The organism is Rhizobacter sp. P2_G4, from assembly GCF_056403575.1.
In genome coordinates, this window is record NZ_JBFUFG010000015.1 from 36,447 (window position 1) to 52,468 (window position 16,022).

The following is a 16,022-nucleotide window of genomic DNA, read 5'->3' on the forward strand; positions in this document are numbered from 1 at the left end:
TGGCTCCAGGCGAGGTTTGAGGCTCACTTGGACAGTTATCGGCAGCCTATGGGCATGACTAAAGGCTAAAGCCTCGACTTGACGGGGAAACGGCTCGCTTCTCGGGGTGTCGTGGTGCAGGGCCATGTGAATGGCAGGGTTAACCGGATTCAGCTGCCTCCCGGCATGGCGGGGCACTGCGGGACAATGCGCGTTTTGCCTCCCCGCCCCTCACCGCATGACCTCCGCGACTGCCGCCCCCGACCTGGCGCGCCACACGCCCATGATGCAGCAGTACCTGCGCATCAAGGCCGAGCACCCCGACACGCTGGTGTTCTACCGCATGGGGGATTTCTACGAGCTGTTCTTCGACGACGCCCGGCGCGCCAACAAGCTGCTCGACATCACGCTGACGCAACGCGGCCAGAGCGGCGGCGAGCCGGTGGTGATGGCGGGCGTGCCGGTGCATTCGGTCGAGGGCTACCTCGCCAAGCTCATCAAGCTCGGCGAGCCGGTGGCGATTGCCGAGCAGGTGGGCGATGTGGCCACGGCCAAGGGGCCTGTGGAACGCAAGGTGGTGCGCGTGGTGACGCCGGGCACGGTGACCGACACCGAGTTGCTGGCCGACAAGCGCGACGCGCTGCTGCTGTCGGTCTCGCAGCAGAGCAAGCGCGGCGTTGTGAGCTATGGGCTGGCGTGGCTGGGCTTGTCGAACGGCCAGCTGGGCATGACCGAATGCGGCGAGCGCGAACTCGCTGGCTGGCTGGCGCGCCTGAACGCTGCTGAAGCCTTGGTCGATCGGGAGCAGGTGCCGGCGTTGCTCACGCAATCGCGCATCGCGGTCACGCATCGGCCCGCATGGCAATTCGACACCGCGCTCGGTCAGCGCAAGCTGTGCGAGCAGCTGCGTGTGCAGAGCCTTGCGGGCTTCAATGCGCATGACATGGCCTGTGCGCAAGCCGCCGCCGCCGCTCTGCTGAGCTACGCCGAGCACACGCAAGGCCAGGCGCTGGCGCACGTGCGCACGCTGACGGTCGAGCGCGCGAGCGATCTGCTCGACCTGCCACCCTCCACGCACCGCAACCTCGAACTCACTCAAACACTGCGCGGCGACGACGCGCCGACCCTGCTCTCGCTGCTGGACACCTGCCGCACCGGCATGGGCAGCCGCGCGCTGCGGCACTGGCTCACGCACCCGCTGCGCGAGCGCACGGTGGCCATGCAGCGGCACGATGCCATCCAGGTGCTGATCGACCGCTCGCCAGAGCCGCTGCGCGAGGCGATGCGCCACGTGAGCGACGTCGAGCGCATCACGGCGCGCATTGCGCTGCGCCAAGTGCGGCCGCGCGAGCTGACCGGCCTGCGCGCCACGCTGCAAGGGCTGCCCGCGCTGCGCTCGCTGGTGCCGCCCGGCGCTGCCGTGCTGCTCGACATGCTGGCCGATGCGCTGAACCCTTCGCCCGAGATCGAGGCGCTGCTGCGCACTGCCATTGCTGAAGAGCCCGCGGTGCTGCTGCGCGACGGCGGCGTGATCGCCACCGGCTACGACGCGCAGCTCGACGAACTGCGCGGCATCAGCGAGAACTGCGATGCCTTCCTGCTCGACCTGGAGACCCGCGAACGCACGCGCACCGGCATCGCCAACCTGCGCGTGCAGTACAACAAGGTGCACGGCTTCTACATCGAGGTGACGCAAGGCCAGGCGGCCAAGGTGCCGATGGACTACCAGCGCCGCCAGACCTTGAAGAACGCCGAGCGCTTCATCACGCCGGAGCTGAAGGCCTTTGAAGACAAGGCGCTGTCTGCGCAAGACCGCTCACTGGCGCGCGAGAAGATGCTGTACGAGGACGTGGTCGACAAGCTGCAGACCCACCTCGATGGTTTGAGCGGCCTCGCCCGCGCACTCGCCGGCCTGGACGTGCTGGCAGCACTCGCCGAACGCGCCGGCACGCTCGACTGGTGCCGGCCGCAGTTCGTGCGCGAACCCTGCATCGACATCGAAGCAGGCCGCCACCCGGTGGTGGAAGCACGGCTCGCCGAAACTGGCGCCGGCAATTTCATGGCGAACGATTGCCGGCTCGATGCGACGCGCAAGATGCTCGTGATCACCGGGCCGAACATGGGCGGCAAGAGCACCTTCATGCGCCAGGTGGCGCTGATCGTGCTGCTCGCCGCGGTGGGCTCCTTCGTGCCCGCGACGGCGTGCCGCCTCGGGCCCATCGACGCCATCCACACCCGCATCGGCGCGGCCGACGACCTGGCCAATGCGCAGTCGACCTTCATGGTCGAGATGACGGAGGCCGCCGCCATCATCCACAGCGCGAGCGAACAGTCGCTGGTGCTGATGGACGAGATCGGCCGCGGCACGTCGACATTCGACGGCCTGGCCCTGGCCGGTGCCATCGCGAGCCACCTGCACGAGCGCAACCGCGCCTTCACGCTGTTCGCGACGCACTATTTCGAGCTGACGGAGTTTCCGGTCAAACATGATCGCGCGCTGAACGTGCACGTGTCGGCTGCCGAAAGCGGGGACGATATCGTCTTCCTGCACGACATCCAGGCCGGGCCGGCGAGCCGCAGCTATGGCGTGCAGGTGGCGCGCCTGGCCGGCATGCCTGCCACGCTGGTACGGCAGGCGCGCAACGCGCTCGAAGCGCTGGAGGCGCAGCAGAAGTCGGCCGACGCACAGATCGATCTGTTCGCAGCGCCAACGCCCCAGGCCGAAGCCGAGGCTTCCGCCGTGGACAAGGCGCTGGCTGCGATCAATCCCGATATGCTGTCGCCCAAGGAAGCGCTGGACGCGCTTTATCGCCTGAAGACTCTTCAAGAAAGCAAGACATGACCTACTGCGTGGGCATCAAGCTCGATGCCGGCCTGGTGTTTCTCTCCGACTCGCGCACCAACGCAGGCCTGGACCAGATCAGCACCTATCGCAAGATGATGGTCTACGAGAAGCCGGGCGACCGCTTCATGGTGCTGCTGTCGGCGGGCAACCTGTCGATCTCGCAATCGGTGCGCGAGATCCTACAGGTGGAGAAAGTCGAGAACGGCGACGACGCACCAATCACGATCTGGAATGCGACCAGCATGTTCGACGCCGTGCGGGTGCTCGGCGCGGCGGTGCGCCGCGTCTACGAGCAAGACGGCCCTTCGCTCAAGCAGGCCGGCGTGGACTTCAACGCCTCGATGATCTTCGGCGGGCAGATCGCCGGCGAGGGTATGCGCCTCTTCCTAATTTATTCGGCCGGCAACTTCATCGAGGCGACGCGCGAAACTTGCTACTTCCAGGTGGGCGAATCGAAGTACGGCAAGCCGGTGCTCGACCGCATGATCACGCCGCACACCCCGCTGGACGAAGCCGCCAAGTGCGCTCTGGTGTCGATGGATTCGACGCTCAAGTCCAACCTGTCGGTCGGCTTGCCGCTGGACCTGCTGGTGTACCAAGCCGATTCGATGCAGACCGAGCAGATCGTCTGCATCGACGAGCACAACCCGTATTTCGCGATGATCCGCGGCGCCTGGGGCAAAAAACTGCGGCAAGTGTTCGAGTCGATCGAAGACCCGCAGTGGGTCGGCCAGGCGGCTGCGCACCCGCTGATGACCCGGTCTGAGCGCTACGAGCCCATGCGCAAGATCACCCACCCCGGCGAGAAGATCATCTGATGCCGAAGCGATCGCTGGGAAGCATCGTCTTCTCGCACGGCAACAGCTTCCCGGCGGGCACCTACCGCCAGTTGCTTGAGGCCTGGCGCGAAGCCGGCTACACCGTTCATGCGATCGAAAAGTACGGCCACGACCCGAAGTACCCGGTGACGAACCACTGGCCGCGGCTGCGTGACCAGTTGATCCATTTCACTGAAACGCATGTCGAGGAGCCGGCTTTCCTCGTCGGGCATTCGATGGGCGGCTTTCTCAGCCTGCTGGCCGCCGCGAAGCGCCCTGGCCTCGCACGCGCCGTGCTGATGCTCGACTCGCCCATCATCGGTGGGCTGCTCACGCCCACCATCCGATTCGCCAAGTTCACCGGCTGGGGAGCCCGCTTCTCGCCGGCCAGCGTGTCGGTGCGCCGCCGCCAGCACTGGCCGACACGCGCCGCCGCGCACAAGCACTTTGCAGAAAAGGCCTCGTTCGCCCGCTGGGACCCGCAGGTGCTGAACGACTACGTCCAGAGCGGCATCGAGCCGTCGCAACCGCCGCTGGAGCGCGGCTACACGCTGAGCTTTCACCGCGATGTGGAGACGGCCATCTACAACACCATCGCCCACGACATCCCCGGGTTCCTGCGCAAGCACCCGCTGCAGTGCCCGTTGGCCTTCATCGGCGGCAAGCAATCGACCGAGGTGCGGCAGGTGGGCATGACCGCCACCGAGCGCTTGACCGAGGGCCGCGTGTCGTGGATCGACGGCACGCACCTGTTCCCCTTCGAGAAGCCCAGAGAAACGGCGGCCGAAGCGCTGAAATGGCTGGAAGAACTGGCTCGGGTGCCGGCCACCGCCTGAACCCACGAGCGCTCTGCCGGCATCGTCTGAGCCGACATCCACACGCCTATAATCGCGCTTTACCACCAGAGCATTTGTAATCAACAAGTGCCACAGCAATGACCAAGTTCGTCTTTGTCACCGGCGGTGTGGTGTCCTCGCTGGGCAAGGGCATCGCGGCTGCATCGCTCGCAGCGATTCTCGAATCGCGCGGCCTCAAGGTCACCCTCATCAAGCTGGATCCGTACCTCAACGTCGATCCGGGAACCATGTCTCCGTTTCAGCACGGCGAGGTGTTCGTCACCGACGACGGCGCCGAGACTGACCTCGACCTGGGCCATTACGAGCGCTTCATCACGACCAAGATGAAGAAGACCAACAACTTCACCACCGGTCAGATTTACAAGAGCGTGCTCGAGAAGGAACGCCGCGGCGACTATCTCGGCAAGACGGTGCAGGTGATCCCGCACGTCACCAACGAGATCCAGGATTTCGTCAAGCGCGGCGCAGGCTTCGGCACCGACCATGCGGTCGATGTGGCCATCGTGGAAATCGGCGGCACGGTGGGCGACATCGAGTCCCTGCCCTTCCTCGAAGCCGTGCGGCAGATGAGCCTGCGCATGGGCCCCAACAGCTGCGCCTTCGTGCACCTGACCTACGTGCCCTACATCGCGGCCGCCGGCGAGCTGAAGACCAAGCCCACGCAGCACACGGTGCAGAAGATGCGCGAGATCGGCATCCAGCCCGACGCCCTGCTGTGCCGCGCTGACCGCGCCATTCCCGATGAAGAGCGCGAGAAAATTTCGCTCTTCACCAACGTGCCCGAATGGGGCGTGATCTCGGTGTGGGACGCCGACACCATCTACAAGGTGCCGCGCATGCTGCACGAGCAGGGGCTCGACGGCCTGATCTGCGACAAGCTGCGCATCAACACGCCGCCCGCCAACCTGAAGCGCTGGGACGACCTGGTGCGCGAGGTCGAGCACCCGCAGCGCGAGGTGACGATCGGCATGTGCGGCAAGTACACCGACCTGTCGGACTCGTACAAGTCGCTCAACGAGGCGCTGCGCCACGCCGGCATCGCCAACCACGCCAAGGTCAACATCGAGTACATCGACTCCGAGACCTTGAACGCCACCAACGTGAACCAGCTGGCGCGCTTCGACGCCATCTTGGTGCCGGGTGGCTTTGGCAAGCGCGGCGTCGAAGGCAAGATCCTCACGGCGCAGTTTGCGCGCGAGCAAAAGCTGCCCTACCTCGGCATCTGTCTGGGCATGCAGGTCGCGACCATCGAGTTCGCGCGCCACAAGGCCAATCTGCCGGATGCCAACAGCACCGAGTTCGAGGCCGACACGCCGCACCCGGTGATCGCGTTGATCGAAGAGTGGCAAGACGCCGACGGCTCCATCCAGAAGCGCGATGCGCATTCCGACCTCGGCGGCACCATGCGCCTCGGCGCGCAGAGCTCCGACGTGAAACCCGGCACGCTGGCCCACGAGATCTATGGCGACGTCGTCACCGAGCGCCACCGCCACCGCTACGAAGCCAACGTGAACTACCTCGACAAGCTGACCGAATCCGGCCTCGTGATCTCGGCGCTGACGCAGCGCGAGCGGCTCACCGAGATCGTCGAACTGCCGCGCAACGTGCACCCGTGGTTCATGGGCGTGCAGTTCCACCCCGAATTCAAGTCGACACCGTGGGGCGGCCACCCGCTGTTCAAGTCGTACATTGAAGCGGCCCTGGCGCACCAGGCGTCGCGCACTGAAAAGGTGGCAGCATGAAGTTGTGTGGATTCGACATCGGCATCGACAAGCCTTTCTTCCTGATCGCCGGCCCCTGCGTCGTCGAATCTGAGCAATTGCAGATCGACGTAGCGGGCGCGCTGAAAGAAATGACTTCAGCGCTCGGCATTCCCTTCATCTTCAAGAGCAGCTACGACAAGGCCAACCGCTCGTCGGGCACCACGTTCCGCGGACCGGGCATGGAGAAGGGCCTGGAGATCCTGGCCAAGGTGAAGCGCGACTTGAAAGTGCCGATCCTCACAGACGTTCACAGCATCGAAGAGATCGGCACAGTCGCTTCGGTGGTCGACGTGTTGCAAACGCCCGCCTTCCTGTGCCGGCAGACCGACTTCATCCATGCCGTGGCGCAATCGGGCAAGCCCGTGAACATCAAGAAGGGCCAGTTCCTCGCACCGCATGACATGAAGAACGTCATCGACAAGGCCCGTGCGGCCGCCAAGGCCAAGGGCCTGAGCGAAGACAACTTCATGGCCTGCGAACGGGGCGCGAGCTTCGGCTACAACAACCTGGTGAGCGACATGCGCTCGCTGGCCATCATGCGCGAGACCGGCGCACCCGTGGTGTTCGACGCCACGCACTCGGTGCAGCTGCCGGGCGGCCAGGGCACGAGTTCCGGCGGCCAACGCGAGTTCGTGCCTGTGCTGGCGCGCGCCGCCATTGCCGTCGGCGTGGCTGGCGTGTTCATGGAAACGCACCCCGACCCCAAGAATGCGATGAGCGACGGCCCCAATGCCGTGCCGCTGAAGCACATGCGTGCGCTGCTCGAGCAGTTGCTGGCGCTTGATCGCGTGATCAAGCAGCAGCCTTTGCTCGAGAACGACTTCTCTTGCTGAGCTCCACAGCAAAAATTCAAAGCAACCCAGAGGAAGATTGAATGAGTGCCATTGTTGACATCGTCGGGCGCGAGATTCTCGACAGCCGCGGCAACCCCACCGTCGAATGCGATGTGCTGCTCGAGTCGGGCACCATGGGCCGCGCGGCCGTGCCTTCGGGCGCATCCACCGGTTCGCGCGAAGCCATCGAGCTGCGCGACGGCGACAAGTCGCGCTACCTCGGCAAGGGCGTGCTCAAGGCCGTCGAGCACGTCAACACCGAGATCAGTGAAGCCGTGCTGGGTCTCGACGCCTCCGAGCAAGCCTTCCTCGACCGCACGCTGATCGACCTGGACGGCACCGACAACAAGGGCCGTCTGGGCGCCAACGCCACGCTGGCCGTGTCGATGGCCGTGGCGCGTGCCGCGGCTGAGGAAAGCGGCCTGCCGCTCTACCGCTACTTTGGCGGTTCGGGCGCGATGCAAATGCCGGTGCCGATGATGAACGTCATCAACGGCGGCGCGCACGCCAACAACAACCTCGATCTGCAAGAGCTGATGATCATCCCCGTGGGGGCTCCGAGCTTCCGCGAGGCGGTGCGCTACGGTGCCGAGGTGTTCCACGCATTGAAGAAGATCATCGACAGCAAGGGCATGAGCACCGCCGTCGGCGATGAGGGTGGCTTTGCCCCCAGCGTGGCCAACCACGAAGCGGCGATCCAGATGATTCTGGAAGCCATCGACAAGGCGGGCTTCACGGCCGGCGAGCAGATTGCCATTGGCCTCGACTGCGCCGCCAGCGAGTTCTACAAGGACGGCAAGTACGTGCTGGGCAGCGAAGGCCTCACGCTGTCGGCTCCGGAGTGGACCGACGTGCTGGCCAACTGGGTCGAGAAGTACCCAATCATCAGCATCGAAGACGGCATGCACGAAGGCGATTGGGACGGCTGGAAGCACCTGACCGAACGCCTCGCGAGCAAGGTGCAGCTGGTGGGTGACGACCTCTTCGTCACCAACACCAAAATCCTGCGCGAAGGCATCGAGAAGCGGATCGCCAACTCCATCCTGATCAAGATCAACCAGATCGGCACCCTGACCGAAACCTTCGCCGCGATCGAGATGGCCAAGCGCGCGAACTACACCGCCGTGATCTCGCACCGCTCCGGTGAGACCGAAGATTCGACGATCGCCGACATCGCGGTAGGCACCAACGCCGGCCAGATCAAGACCGGCTCAATGAGCCGCAGCGACCGCATCGCCAAATACAACCAGCTGCTTCGCATCGAAGAAGACCTGGGTGACGTCGCGAGCTACCCGGGGCGCGCGGCCTTCTACAACTTGAGATGACAGCCCCCACGTCGCTTCGCTTCTGCCCCCCTTGGGGGCGCCAACGCTACGGCCGGGCGAAGCCCGTTCCGTGCGTTGTTGCTCTGTCTGGCCTGGCTTCGCCGGCCGCTGTCGTCTCCTGAGGCGGTACTTTGCGGTTCGTCACTCTCGCTCTTCTGGCGCTTCTCGCGCTGGTACATGCTGAACTTTGGTTCGGCAAGGGCGGTGTGCCGCGCGTGATGGAGTTGCAAGCCAAGCTGCTGGAGCAGAAGACGCAGAACGAGGCCGCGCACGGGCGCAATGACCAGATCACCGCCGAAGTGCGTGACCTGAAAGAAGGCCTAGAGATGGTCGAGGAGAAGGCGCGCTTCGAGCTAGGCATGATCAAGCCGGACGAGATCTACGTCCAGGTATCGACGGCCAAGCGTTGAGGTGACGTCGGCCACCAAGTCACTGCGTATAGGCGTCCCGCAGCGGCATTCAGCTGTCTTGGGGACAGTCCGCGGCTGAAGTCGATGAACGCGCTGCTGCAACCCCTGTTCGTCGCTGCATTCACGTTCCTCGGCTCGCCGGTCACATGGCTCGAGATCGTGGCCTTCGTGCTGGCCGTCGCGATGGTGGTCTGCAACATCCGCGTCAACCCCACCGGCTGGCCGCTCGCCATCGTGAGCTCGCTGCTGTACTTCGCGGTGTTCTGGAACAGCAAGCTGTACGGCGACGCCAGCCTGCAAATATTCTTCGCGACGATAGCCGGTTGGGGCTGGTGGCAATGGCTGGGCGGCAAGCAGGCCGATGGCACGGCACTGAAGGTGCGATCGCTGAACCCACACGCGCGCTGGCTGGTGCTGGGCGTGATGGTCATCGCGTGGCCTGCCACGGGGCTCTTCCTGAAGCGCTACACCGACACCGACGTACCCTGGTGGGACGCCTTCCCCACCGCGGGCAGCCTCGTCGGCCAATGGCTGCTCGGTCGCAAGTACGTCGAGAACTGGCTGGCCTGGGTCGTTGTCAACATCGTCAGCGTCGCGCTCTTTGCCTACAAGGGCTTGTGGCTGACGGTGTTGCTGTACCTCATCTTCATCGCAATGTCGGTCGTGGGCTGGCGGGCCTGGCGGCGGCTCGCGGCACAGCCATGAGCCGCGTGATCGCCCTGCTGGGTGCAGAGAGCACTGGCAAGACGACGCTGGCTCGCGAACTTGCTGACGCCTTGCGTGCCGAGGGCCACGATGTAGGGCTCGTCGCCGAATACCTGCGTGAGTTCTGCGAACGGAATGGCCGCACGCCGACGGTTCACGAGCAGGCTGGCATCGCGGCCGAGCAGACACGCCGCATCGCCGAGGCGGCGCAAGCTCACGACATCGTTGTCGCGGACACTACCGCGTTGATGATTGCGGTCTACAGCGAGCACGTCTTCGGCGATCGGAGCCTGTACGCCCAGGCCGAGGAAACGCAACGTGGCTACGCCCTCACGCTGCTCACGGCACTCGATCTGCCGTGGCTTCCCGATGGCTTGCAGCGCGATGGCCCTCAGGTGCGCGAGCCCGTTACGGCACAGGTACGCGCGAGCCTGTCACGGGCAGGCGTGGTCTATTCGGTCGTCAGCGGCTTGGGGCCGGCCCGACTGGCCTCTGCGCTCGCGGCTGTTCGGCACGCGTTGCATTCATCGGTCGACGTCGAAGACGCTGCCCCGATCCGCTGGCAGTGGACTTGCGAACGCTGTGGCGATGTGGACTGCGAACGGCACCTGTTGCCGCGCGGCTAGGTTCGTCAAGTCGCCGCGCCGAGCACCACGACGACGATGATCAGGGCGCCCAGCGACAGATTGGCGCCCACCCAGAAACGAATTTCAGTGATGGCCGCGCCGCCCGCCTTCCAGTCGCTGGCCGCCACGGCTCGCTGCAATCGCTTGTAGAGCGCGAAGCGGATGTGGCCGAAGATTGCCACCATCAGCAAGCCGAGCGCCGCCATCGCCATCCAGTCTGCCGGCATGTTGAACGGCGCTCCCGTCACGCGGGTGGTCTGCGCCACACGAATCACCATGGCAGCGCCGCTGGCAATCGCCACCAGCGCCATCCACAGCACGACCGAGAAGAAGCGCCCCAACACATCGGCCATGAAGGGAACGCGCACTTGAGGCTCCAACGTCGCAGCAGCCGGACGCAGGCAGAACAGCGTGAAGGACATCCCGCCGATCCAGACCACGACCGAGAGCAGGTGCAACAATTTCAGCAGTGCGTAGCCCATGGGTGCGTCCGATCAATTGAGTGATGTGGAGCCAGGTGCCTGCTTGCTTTGCGGCGTGAACAGTTCGCCCACGTCCACCGGGTCGAAGTGATATTTGGTGCCGCAGAAATCGCAGGCGATCTCGACGCGGCCCTGCTCGACGACGATGCCGTCGATCTCCTCGCGCCCCAGGCTCTTGAGCATGTTGCCCACGCGCTCGCGCGAGCAGGTGCAGGCAAAGCGCGGCTGCACGGGCTCGTAGCGAATGACCTTTTCTTCCCAGTACAGGCGGCGCAGCACGGTGTCGGCATCGAGCGTCAGCAGTTCTTCGCTGGTCAGCGTGGCCGTCAGGTGGGCGATGCGGTTGTAAGCCTCGTTGATGCCGATCTCGTCTTCATTCTTCTGGCCGAGGTTGCCGGCACCTTCGACCGGCAAACGCTGGATCAGCAAGCCCGCGGCAATTTCGTCGTTGGCCGCGAGAATGAGCTTGGTGTCGAGCTGCTCGGACTGCAGCATGTAGTGCTCGAGCACCTCGCTCAGCTGATGCAGCGGCTCACGCTGGTCGCCATGCAAGGCCACCACGCCCTGGTAAGGCTGCTGACCCGGGAAGCGCTCCTTGGGGTCGAGCGTGATGGCACAGCGGCCGCCGCCGTTCACGTTGAGCAGCGTGTCGAGTTGCGCGCGTTCCGGCATCTCGCCGACCACCTTGGCAGTGACACGAAAGGCCAGGTCGGGCTGCACCTCGGTCACCGCGAGCTTGACCGGACCGTCGCCGTAGATCTGGATGATCAGCGACCCGTTGAACTTGATGTTGGACTGCATCAGCACGCCGGCCGCTGCCATCTCGCCCAGCAAGGCCCTCACGGGTTGCGGAAAGGCGTCTTGCGCCTTCTCGCGCCGGCGCAGCACTTCGCGCCAGTCATCGGTCAGCCGGACCAGCAGGCCGCGCACCGGCAGGCCGTCGAACAGGAATTTGTGGAGTTCGCTCATCAAGCCAGTTTCTTCAAGCCAGCCTTGTAGCGCTTAGCGTTTTCGACATAGTGGAGTGCGGTTCGTTTGAGGCCATCGATCTGCTCGGGCGTCAGCGTGCGAACCACCTTCGCCGGCGAGCCGAGGATCATCGAGCCGTCGGGGAATTCCTTGTTCTCGGTCACCAGAGAACCGGCGCCGACAAGGCAATGCTTGCCGATCTTCGCGCCATTGAGCACCACGGCCTGGATGCCGATCAGCGTGCCTTCGCCGATCGTGCAGCCATGGAGCATGACCTGGTGGCCAATCGTCACGTTGTCTTCGAGGACTGCCGGAAAACCGGGGTCGGCGTGGATCACCGATCCGTCCTGTACGTTGGTGTTCTTGCCGATCACGATGCGTTCGGTGTCACCGCGCACCACCACGCCGAACCAGGCGCTGGCGCCTTCGGCCATGGACACGTTGCCGATGACCTGCGCGCTGTCGGCCACCCAGGCGGTGTCGGCGATGTCGGGACGCTGCTCCCCAAGTTGATAGATGGCCATGGGCGTGTTCCCGTGTACGAAGCCGATAATTCTAAGGATGAACCCGAGACAACGCGCCCTGGAGGTCTTGTGCCTGCGCGACCCGGCGACCAAGGCGGCCGAAGCCCGTGCCTTGTTCGCCGGACTGGACCGCCACCTCATCGACGCTGCGCCGATGTTCGAGGCACCCGACGATCTACCCGGCCGCCCTGAGAAACCACCGCTTGTCTCAGCGCGGGAAGTGCCATCGCGCACGCCGTTCACGCCTGAGGGCCGTGCGGCCTTGATCCACTCGATCGCGCACATCGAGTTCAACGCGATCAACCTGGCCCTCGATGCCGCCTTCCGCTTCACGCACATGCCGGTGGCGTTTTATGTGGACTGGCTGCGCGTGGCCAGCGAAGAGGCGTTGCACTTCAGCCTGTTGCAAGGGCACCTGCTGAGCCTCGGTCATGACTACGGGGACTTCAACGCGCACGATGGCCTGTGGGCCATGACGCAGCGCACCTCGGGCGATGTGGTCGCGCGCATGGCGCTCGTGCCGCGCACGCTCGAAGCGCGCGGTCTCGATGCCACGCCGCCGTTGCAGGCCAAGTTCGCGAAGGCGGGTGACGCACGCGCAGTCGAAATCCTCGACGTGATCCTGCGCGACGAGGTGGGCCACGTGGCCATCGGCAACCACTGGTACCGCTGGCTGTGCGAGCGCGACGGGCTCGACCCGGTGTCGCACTACGCCGAACTGACGCGGCGCCATGAAGCGCCGAAACTGCGGCCACCGTTCAACTGGCCCGCACGCGAAGCCGCCGGGTTCACGCCCGACGAAATGGCGCGGCTCAATGCCGACGCGAGCTGACCGTCCATCCGCGTGGCTCGCATCTTGCTGAGCCGTGGCACATCGGCCCCGCGCCGCCAGTACACTGGTGCCCCTTCGCGCGACCGGCTTGGTGCCGGCGCCTCCAAACGGCCCCATTCGAGGATGTCCATGAACGCAATTTCCACCCGCCGATTTCTTCAGACCACCGGCCTTTTGATCGCGGGCGTCGTGCTCGCGGCTTGCAGCAAGACCGAACCGCCGCCTCCGGCCGCCGCACCGGCACCTGTGGCCTCCGCACCGGCACCTGCTCCAGCCAAGGTCTACGCCGTTGGTACCGACGCAGCCTATGCGCCCTTCGAATCGCAGAACGAGAAGGGCGAGATCGTCGGCTTCGACATCGACGTGCTCAGCGCCGTCGCCAAGAAGGCCGGCATCGAGGTGAAGTTCATCAACACGCCCTGGGAAGGCATCTTCAACAACCTGTCCCAGGGTGACCGCGACATCATCGTCTCGGCCGTCACCATCACCGACGAGCGCAAGCAGACCATGGACTTCAGCGACCCGTACTTCGATGCGCAGCAGCTCATCGCGGTGAAGGCCACGTCCAAGATCTCCAAGTTCGACGACCTGAAGAAGCTCAAGGTTGGCGTGCAGACCGGCACCACCGGCGATGAAGTGGTCAGCAAGCTGCAAGGCAAGACCAACCCCAATATCAAGCGCTTCGAATCGACTCCTCTGGCACTGAAGGAACTCGAAGCTGGCGGTGTGGACGCTGTCGTTGCAGACAACGGCGTGGTCATCAACTACGTGACCAACAACGCAGGCAGCAAGTTCAAGACCGTCGCCGACAAGGCCTTCGCTCCCGAGCAATACGGCCTGGTGGTGAAGAAGGGCAATACCGACTTGCTCGGCAAGCTGAACAAGGGCCTGGCCGACATTAAGGCCGACGGTACCTACGACCAGATCTACGCCAAGTACTTCGGCGCCGCCGCGGCCGCCGCGCCCGCTTCCGCCGCGTCGAAGTAACACCGAGAGCAGGCGATGGATCTGCGCTGGGGCATCCTGGCCGGCTACGGCCCCTTGTTCCTCGAGGGGCTGTGGACGACGATCACGCTGACCATCGTCTCGATCGGCGCCGGCCTGCTGCTCGGCGTGTTGCTCGGGCTGATCAGCAGCTCGCGCGACGCGCCGCAGCCGCGCTCGGCACTGCTCGCGCTGTCACTGAAGGTGTCGCGGACCATCACACTGGCCTACGTCACCTTCTTTCGCGGTACGCCGCTCTTCGTGCAGATCCTGCTGGTGCACTTCGCAGTGATGCCGGCGCTGGTTCATCCAGACAATGGCCTGCTGCTCGCAGGCGAAGCCGCACGCGAGTTCCGGCAATCGCATGGCGCGTTCTTTTCGGGAGCGCTGGCACTGAGCCTCAACGCCGGCGCCTATATCTCTGAAATTTTTCGCGCAGGCATCCAGAGCATTCACCTCGGGCAAACGCAGGCGAGCTACAGCCTGGGCTTTACGCACCCGCAAGCCATGCGCTTCATCGTGCTGCCGCAAGCATTCAGGCGCATGCTGCCCGCGCTGGTGAATGAGGGCGTCACGCTCATCAAGGACTCGTCGCTCGTGTCGGCCATCGGCCTGGCCGAGCTGGCATTGGCCGCGCGAACTGTGGCAGGCGCGTACTCGCGCTACTGGGAACCGTACCTCGCCATCTCGGCCCTGTACTTGGCATTGACCTTGCTCCTGTCTTTCCTCGCCAAACGTCTGGAAGCGCCCGCCCATCAGCGGGGCCGTTAGGCCGGCATGAAGCCGCCCGCACGACGGGCGCCGCCGATGTGTCGAATCCCTTTTGTTGCGTTTCCACCACCGAAAGCACGGCGCGGCTTCGCAGTGGAGCTATCGCCCACTAGACTCAATCCTTCTCGCAAACCCCTACGAAAGCTTCATACATGAAAGCCATCAAAGCACTCATCCCCGCCGCCATCCTCCTCGGCACGGCCGGCGCTGCTCTTGCTCAAAGCTCTGTCACCGTCTACGGTCGGTTGAATGAATCCGTCGAACGCCAGAAAACGGATGACGACAGCGTCACCCGTCTGCAAAACAACGGTTCGCGTATCGGTTTCCGTGGCGTTGAAGACCTCGGTGGCGGCCTGAAGGCTGGCTTCACCCTCGAACACCGCCTCAACGCTGACACCGGCGCATCGACCAACGGTAACGCCTTTTGGGGTGGTGCTGGTGAGAGCTCGGTCTTCTTGTCGGGGGCCTTCGGTCAAGTCAAGGCTGGTCACTACACCAGCGAAGCGTATTTCGCCACGTCGGACGTGACCGACCTGCTGAACCACGGCACCGGCACCTCGTCCGACGCCCTGTACAAGTACCTTGGCACGGACAACAACAAGGTGTCCTACCGCACCCCGGAATTGGGCCCTGTGACTGCTGAACTGGGCGTGATCCTGGGTGAAGCCACCGCCAATCGTTCCTTTGACCTGGCTGTGAACGCAACAATGGGAGCGTTTGGCCTGGGTCTCGGATATGAGAAAGTCAATGACGACATCCTGACTGGTGCAGCTGCAGCCACGGCTGGTGACAGCCAACTGGGTATCCGTGCTTCGTACAGCGCGTCCCCGTTCACGGTAACCGGCTACGTGCAGCGATTCAAAGACGGTGCACTCAACGAATCGAAGAACATCGGCCGCGTTTCGGCTCAGTACGACATCGGTGCCCTGGAACTGCATGCAGCGGTTGGCATTGCAAGCGAACTTGACGCAGCTGGAACGCCCGCGACCGAAGAAGGCAAAGCACGTCAATTCACGGTCGGCGTGAACTACAACCTGAGCAAGCGCACCAAGGTGTTCACGTTCTTCAACCACACCAAGTCCGATGCCATCGGCGTGGTTGCTGAGAGCAAGTTCCAGGTCTTCTCCCTGGGCGTGCGCCACAACTTCTGATCTTTCGAGCAGTCGAGCTTCAAATTAAACGGCCGGTCGCAAGACCGGCCGTTTTTTGTTTTGGGCTTGGGAAAGCTGACCAGCAGACCAGTAGCGCTGGAACGCCTCCCCCAAGGCGTACCGTCATCCGCCGGCGGTGTTGCGGGTT

The 16,022-nt window shown here is 64.4% G+C and carries 16 protein-coding genes; 13 read left to right on the forward strand and 3 right to left on the reverse strand.

Going from position 1 to position 16,022, the window contains the following annotated elements:
* Positions 1 to 217 precede the first annotated feature (217 nt).
* The 9 genes from mutS (at position 218) to AC1DYS_RS29635 (ending at position 10,161) form a co-directional block, all read left to right on the forward strand.
* Positions 218 to 2,821: a DNA mismatch repair protein MutS gene (gene mutS / locus AC1DYS_RS29595; RefSeq protein WP_477905238.1), complete on the forward strand. Its 2,604-nt coding sequence runs from the start codon at positions 218 to 220 to the stop codon at positions 2,819 to 2,821.
* Positions 2,818 to 3,642: a proteasome-type protease gene (locus AC1DYS_RS29600; RefSeq protein ID WP_477905240.1), complete on the forward strand. Its 825-nt coding sequence runs from the start codon at positions 2,818 to 2,820 to the stop codon at positions 3,640 to 3,642. Before mutS ends, AC1DYS_RS29600 begins: the two co-directional genes overlap by 4 nt.
* Positions 3,642 to 4,478: an alpha/beta fold hydrolase gene (locus tag AC1DYS_RS29605; RefSeq protein WP_477905242.1), complete on the forward strand. Its 837-nt coding sequence runs from the start codon at positions 3,642 to 3,644 to the stop codon at positions 4,476 to 4,478. Before AC1DYS_RS29600 ends, AC1DYS_RS29605 begins: the two co-directional genes overlap by 1 nt.
* Before the next feature lie 98 nt (positions 4,479 to 4,576).
* Entirely contained in the window at positions 4,577 to 6,241 is a 1,665-nt protein-coding gene (gene pyrG / locus AC1DYS_RS29610; protein ID WP_477905244.1) for a CTP synthase, read from the forward strand.
* Entirely contained in the window at positions 6,238 to 7,095 is an 858-nt protein-coding gene (gene kdsA / locus AC1DYS_RS29615; RefSeq protein ID WP_477905246.1) for a 3-deoxy-8-phosphooctulonate synthase, read from the forward strand. Before pyrG ends, kdsA begins: the two co-directional genes overlap by 4 nt.
* Before the next feature lie 41 nt (positions 7,096 to 7,136).
* On the forward strand, positions 7,137 to 8,420 hold the full coding sequence (gene eno, locus AC1DYS_RS29620) for a phosphopyruvate hydratase (protein WP_477905248.1): 1,284 nt from the start codon (positions 7,137 to 7,139) through the stop codon (positions 8,418 to 8,420).
* Positions 8,421 to 8,551: 131 nt separating this feature from the next.
* Positions 8,552 to 8,830, forward strand: coding sequence for a cell division protein FtsB (gene ftsB, locus AC1DYS_RS29625; protein WP_477905250.1), 279 nt, complete (start codon positions 8,552 to 8,554; stop codon positions 8,828 to 8,830).
* 84 nt (positions 8,831 to 8,914) lie between these two features.
* Positions 8,915 to 9,535, forward strand: a complete 621-nt coding sequence (gene pnuC / locus AC1DYS_RS29630; RefSeq protein WP_477905252.1) for a nicotinamide riboside transporter PnuC — start codon at positions 8,915 to 8,917, stop codon at positions 9,533 to 9,535.
* Positions 9,532 to 10,161, forward strand: a complete 630-nt coding sequence (locus AC1DYS_RS29635) for an AAA family ATPase (RefSeq protein WP_477905254.1) — start codon at positions 9,532 to 9,534, stop codon at positions 10,159 to 10,161. The genes pnuC and AC1DYS_RS29635 overlap by 4 nt, the downstream gene beginning before the upstream one ends.
* A gap of 5 nt (positions 10,162 to 10,166) precedes the next feature.
* Here AC1DYS_RS29635 and AC1DYS_RS29640 read toward each other — a convergent pair whose 3' ends face one another.
* From AC1DYS_RS29640 to AC1DYS_RS29650, 3 genes are read right to left on the reverse strand one after another with little or no spacing between them, the layout of a single operon-like run.
* On the reverse strand, positions 10,167 to 10,643 hold the full coding sequence (locus AC1DYS_RS29640; protein WP_477905256.1) for a CopD family protein: 477 nt from the start codon (positions 10,641 to 10,643) through the stop codon (positions 10,167 to 10,169).
* Between the two features lie 12 nt (positions 10,644 to 10,655).
* Positions 10,656 to 11,612 (reverse strand): Hsp33 family molecular chaperone HslO, encoded by a 957-nt coding sequence (gene hslO, locus AC1DYS_RS29645; RefSeq protein ID WP_477905258.1) that lies wholly within the window; start codon positions 11,610 to 11,612, stop codon positions 10,656 to 10,658.
* Positions 11,612 to 12,136, reverse strand: coding sequence for a gamma carbonic anhydrase family protein (locus AC1DYS_RS29650; protein WP_477905260.1), 525 nt, complete (start codon positions 12,134 to 12,136; stop codon positions 11,612 to 11,614). Before AC1DYS_RS29650 ends, hslO begins: the two co-directional genes overlap by 1 nt.
* A 37-nt stretch (positions 12,137 to 12,173) precedes the next feature.
* Here AC1DYS_RS29650 and AC1DYS_RS29655 point away from each other — a divergent pair, with 37 nt between their 5' ends.
* From AC1DYS_RS29655 to AC1DYS_RS29670, 4 genes are all read left to right on the forward strand, one after another.
* Positions 12,174 to 12,968 carry a ferritin-like domain-containing protein gene (locus AC1DYS_RS29655; protein ID WP_477905262.1) on the forward strand — a complete coding sequence of 265 codons (795 nt, stop codon included), beginning with the start codon at positions 12,174 to 12,176 and terminating at the stop codon, positions 12,966 to 12,968.
* Positions 12,969 to 13,097: 129 nt separating this feature from the next.
* The gene (locus AC1DYS_RS29660) at positions 13,098 to 13,955 is read left to right on the forward strand and encodes a basic amino acid ABC transporter substrate-binding protein (protein ID WP_477905264.1); all 858 of its coding nucleotides are present in this window, start codon (positions 13,098 to 13,100) and stop codon (positions 13,953 to 13,955) included.
* 15 nt (positions 13,956 to 13,970) lie between these two features.
* Complete coding sequence (locus AC1DYS_RS29665; protein WP_477905267.1) at positions 13,971 to 14,723, forward strand: amino acid ABC transporter permease; 753 nt, start codon at positions 13,971 to 13,973, stop codon at positions 14,721 to 14,723.
* Positions 14,724 to 14,875: 152 nt separating this feature from the next.
* Positions 14,876 to 15,874, forward strand: a complete 999-nt coding sequence (locus AC1DYS_RS29670; protein WP_477905269.1) for a porin — start codon at positions 14,876 to 14,878, stop codon at positions 15,872 to 15,874.
* The last annotated feature ends 148 nt before the right edge of the window (positions 15,875 to 16,022 follow it).

Coding starts and splice junctions, on each gene's coding strand:
- mutS (WP_477905238.1), top strand. CDS start 218: ATGACCTCCGCGACTGCCGCCCCCGACCTGGCGCGCCACACGCCCATG.
- AC1DYS_RS29600 (WP_477905240.1), top strand. CDS start 2,818: ATGACCTACTGCGTGGGCATCAAGCTCGATGCCGGCCTGGTGTTTCTC.
- AC1DYS_RS29605 (WP_477905242.1), top strand. CDS start 3,642: ATGCCGAAGCGATCGCTGGGAAGCATCGTCTTCTCGCACGGCAACAGC.
- pyrG (WP_477905244.1), top strand. CDS start 4,577: ATGACCAAGTTCGTCTTTGTCACCGGCGGTGTGGTGTCCTCGCTGGGC.
- kdsA (WP_477905246.1), top strand. CDS start 6,238: ATGAAGTTGTGTGGATTCGACATCGGCATCGACAAGCCTTTCTTCCTG.
- eno (WP_477905248.1), top strand. CDS start 7,137: ATGAGTGCCATTGTTGACATCGTCGGGCGCGAGATTCTCGACAGCCGC.
- pnuC (WP_477905252.1), top strand. CDS start 8,915: ATGAACGCGCTGCTGCAACCCCTGTTCGTCGCTGCATTCACGTTCCTC.
- AC1DYS_RS29635 (WP_477905254.1), top strand. CDS start 9,532: ATGAGCCGCGTGATCGCCCTGCTGGGTGCAGAGAGCACTGGCAAGACG.
- AC1DYS_RS29640 (WP_477905256.1), bottom strand. CDS start 10,643: ATGGGCTACGCACTGCTGAAATTGTTGCACCTGCTCTCGGTCGTGGTC.
- hslO (WP_477905258.1), bottom strand. CDS start 11,612: ATGAGCGAACTCCACAAATTCCTGTTCGACGGCCTGCCGGTGCGCGGC.
- AC1DYS_RS29650 (WP_477905260.1), bottom strand. CDS start 12,136: ATGGCCATCTATCAACTTGGGGAGCAGCGTCCCGACATCGCCGACACC.
- AC1DYS_RS29655 (WP_477905262.1), top strand. CDS start 12,174: ATGAACCCGAGACAACGCGCCCTGGAGGTCTTGTGCCTGCGCGACCCG.
- AC1DYS_RS29660 (WP_477905264.1), top strand. CDS start 13,098: ATGAACGCAATTTCCACCCGCCGATTTCTTCAGACCACCGGCCTTTTG.
- AC1DYS_RS29665 (WP_477905267.1), top strand. CDS start 13,971: ATGGATCTGCGCTGGGGCATCCTGGCCGGCTACGGCCCCTTGTTCCTC.
- AC1DYS_RS29670 (WP_477905269.1), top strand. CDS start 14,876: ATGAAAGCCATCAAAGCACTCATCCCCGCCGCCATCCTCCTCGGCACG.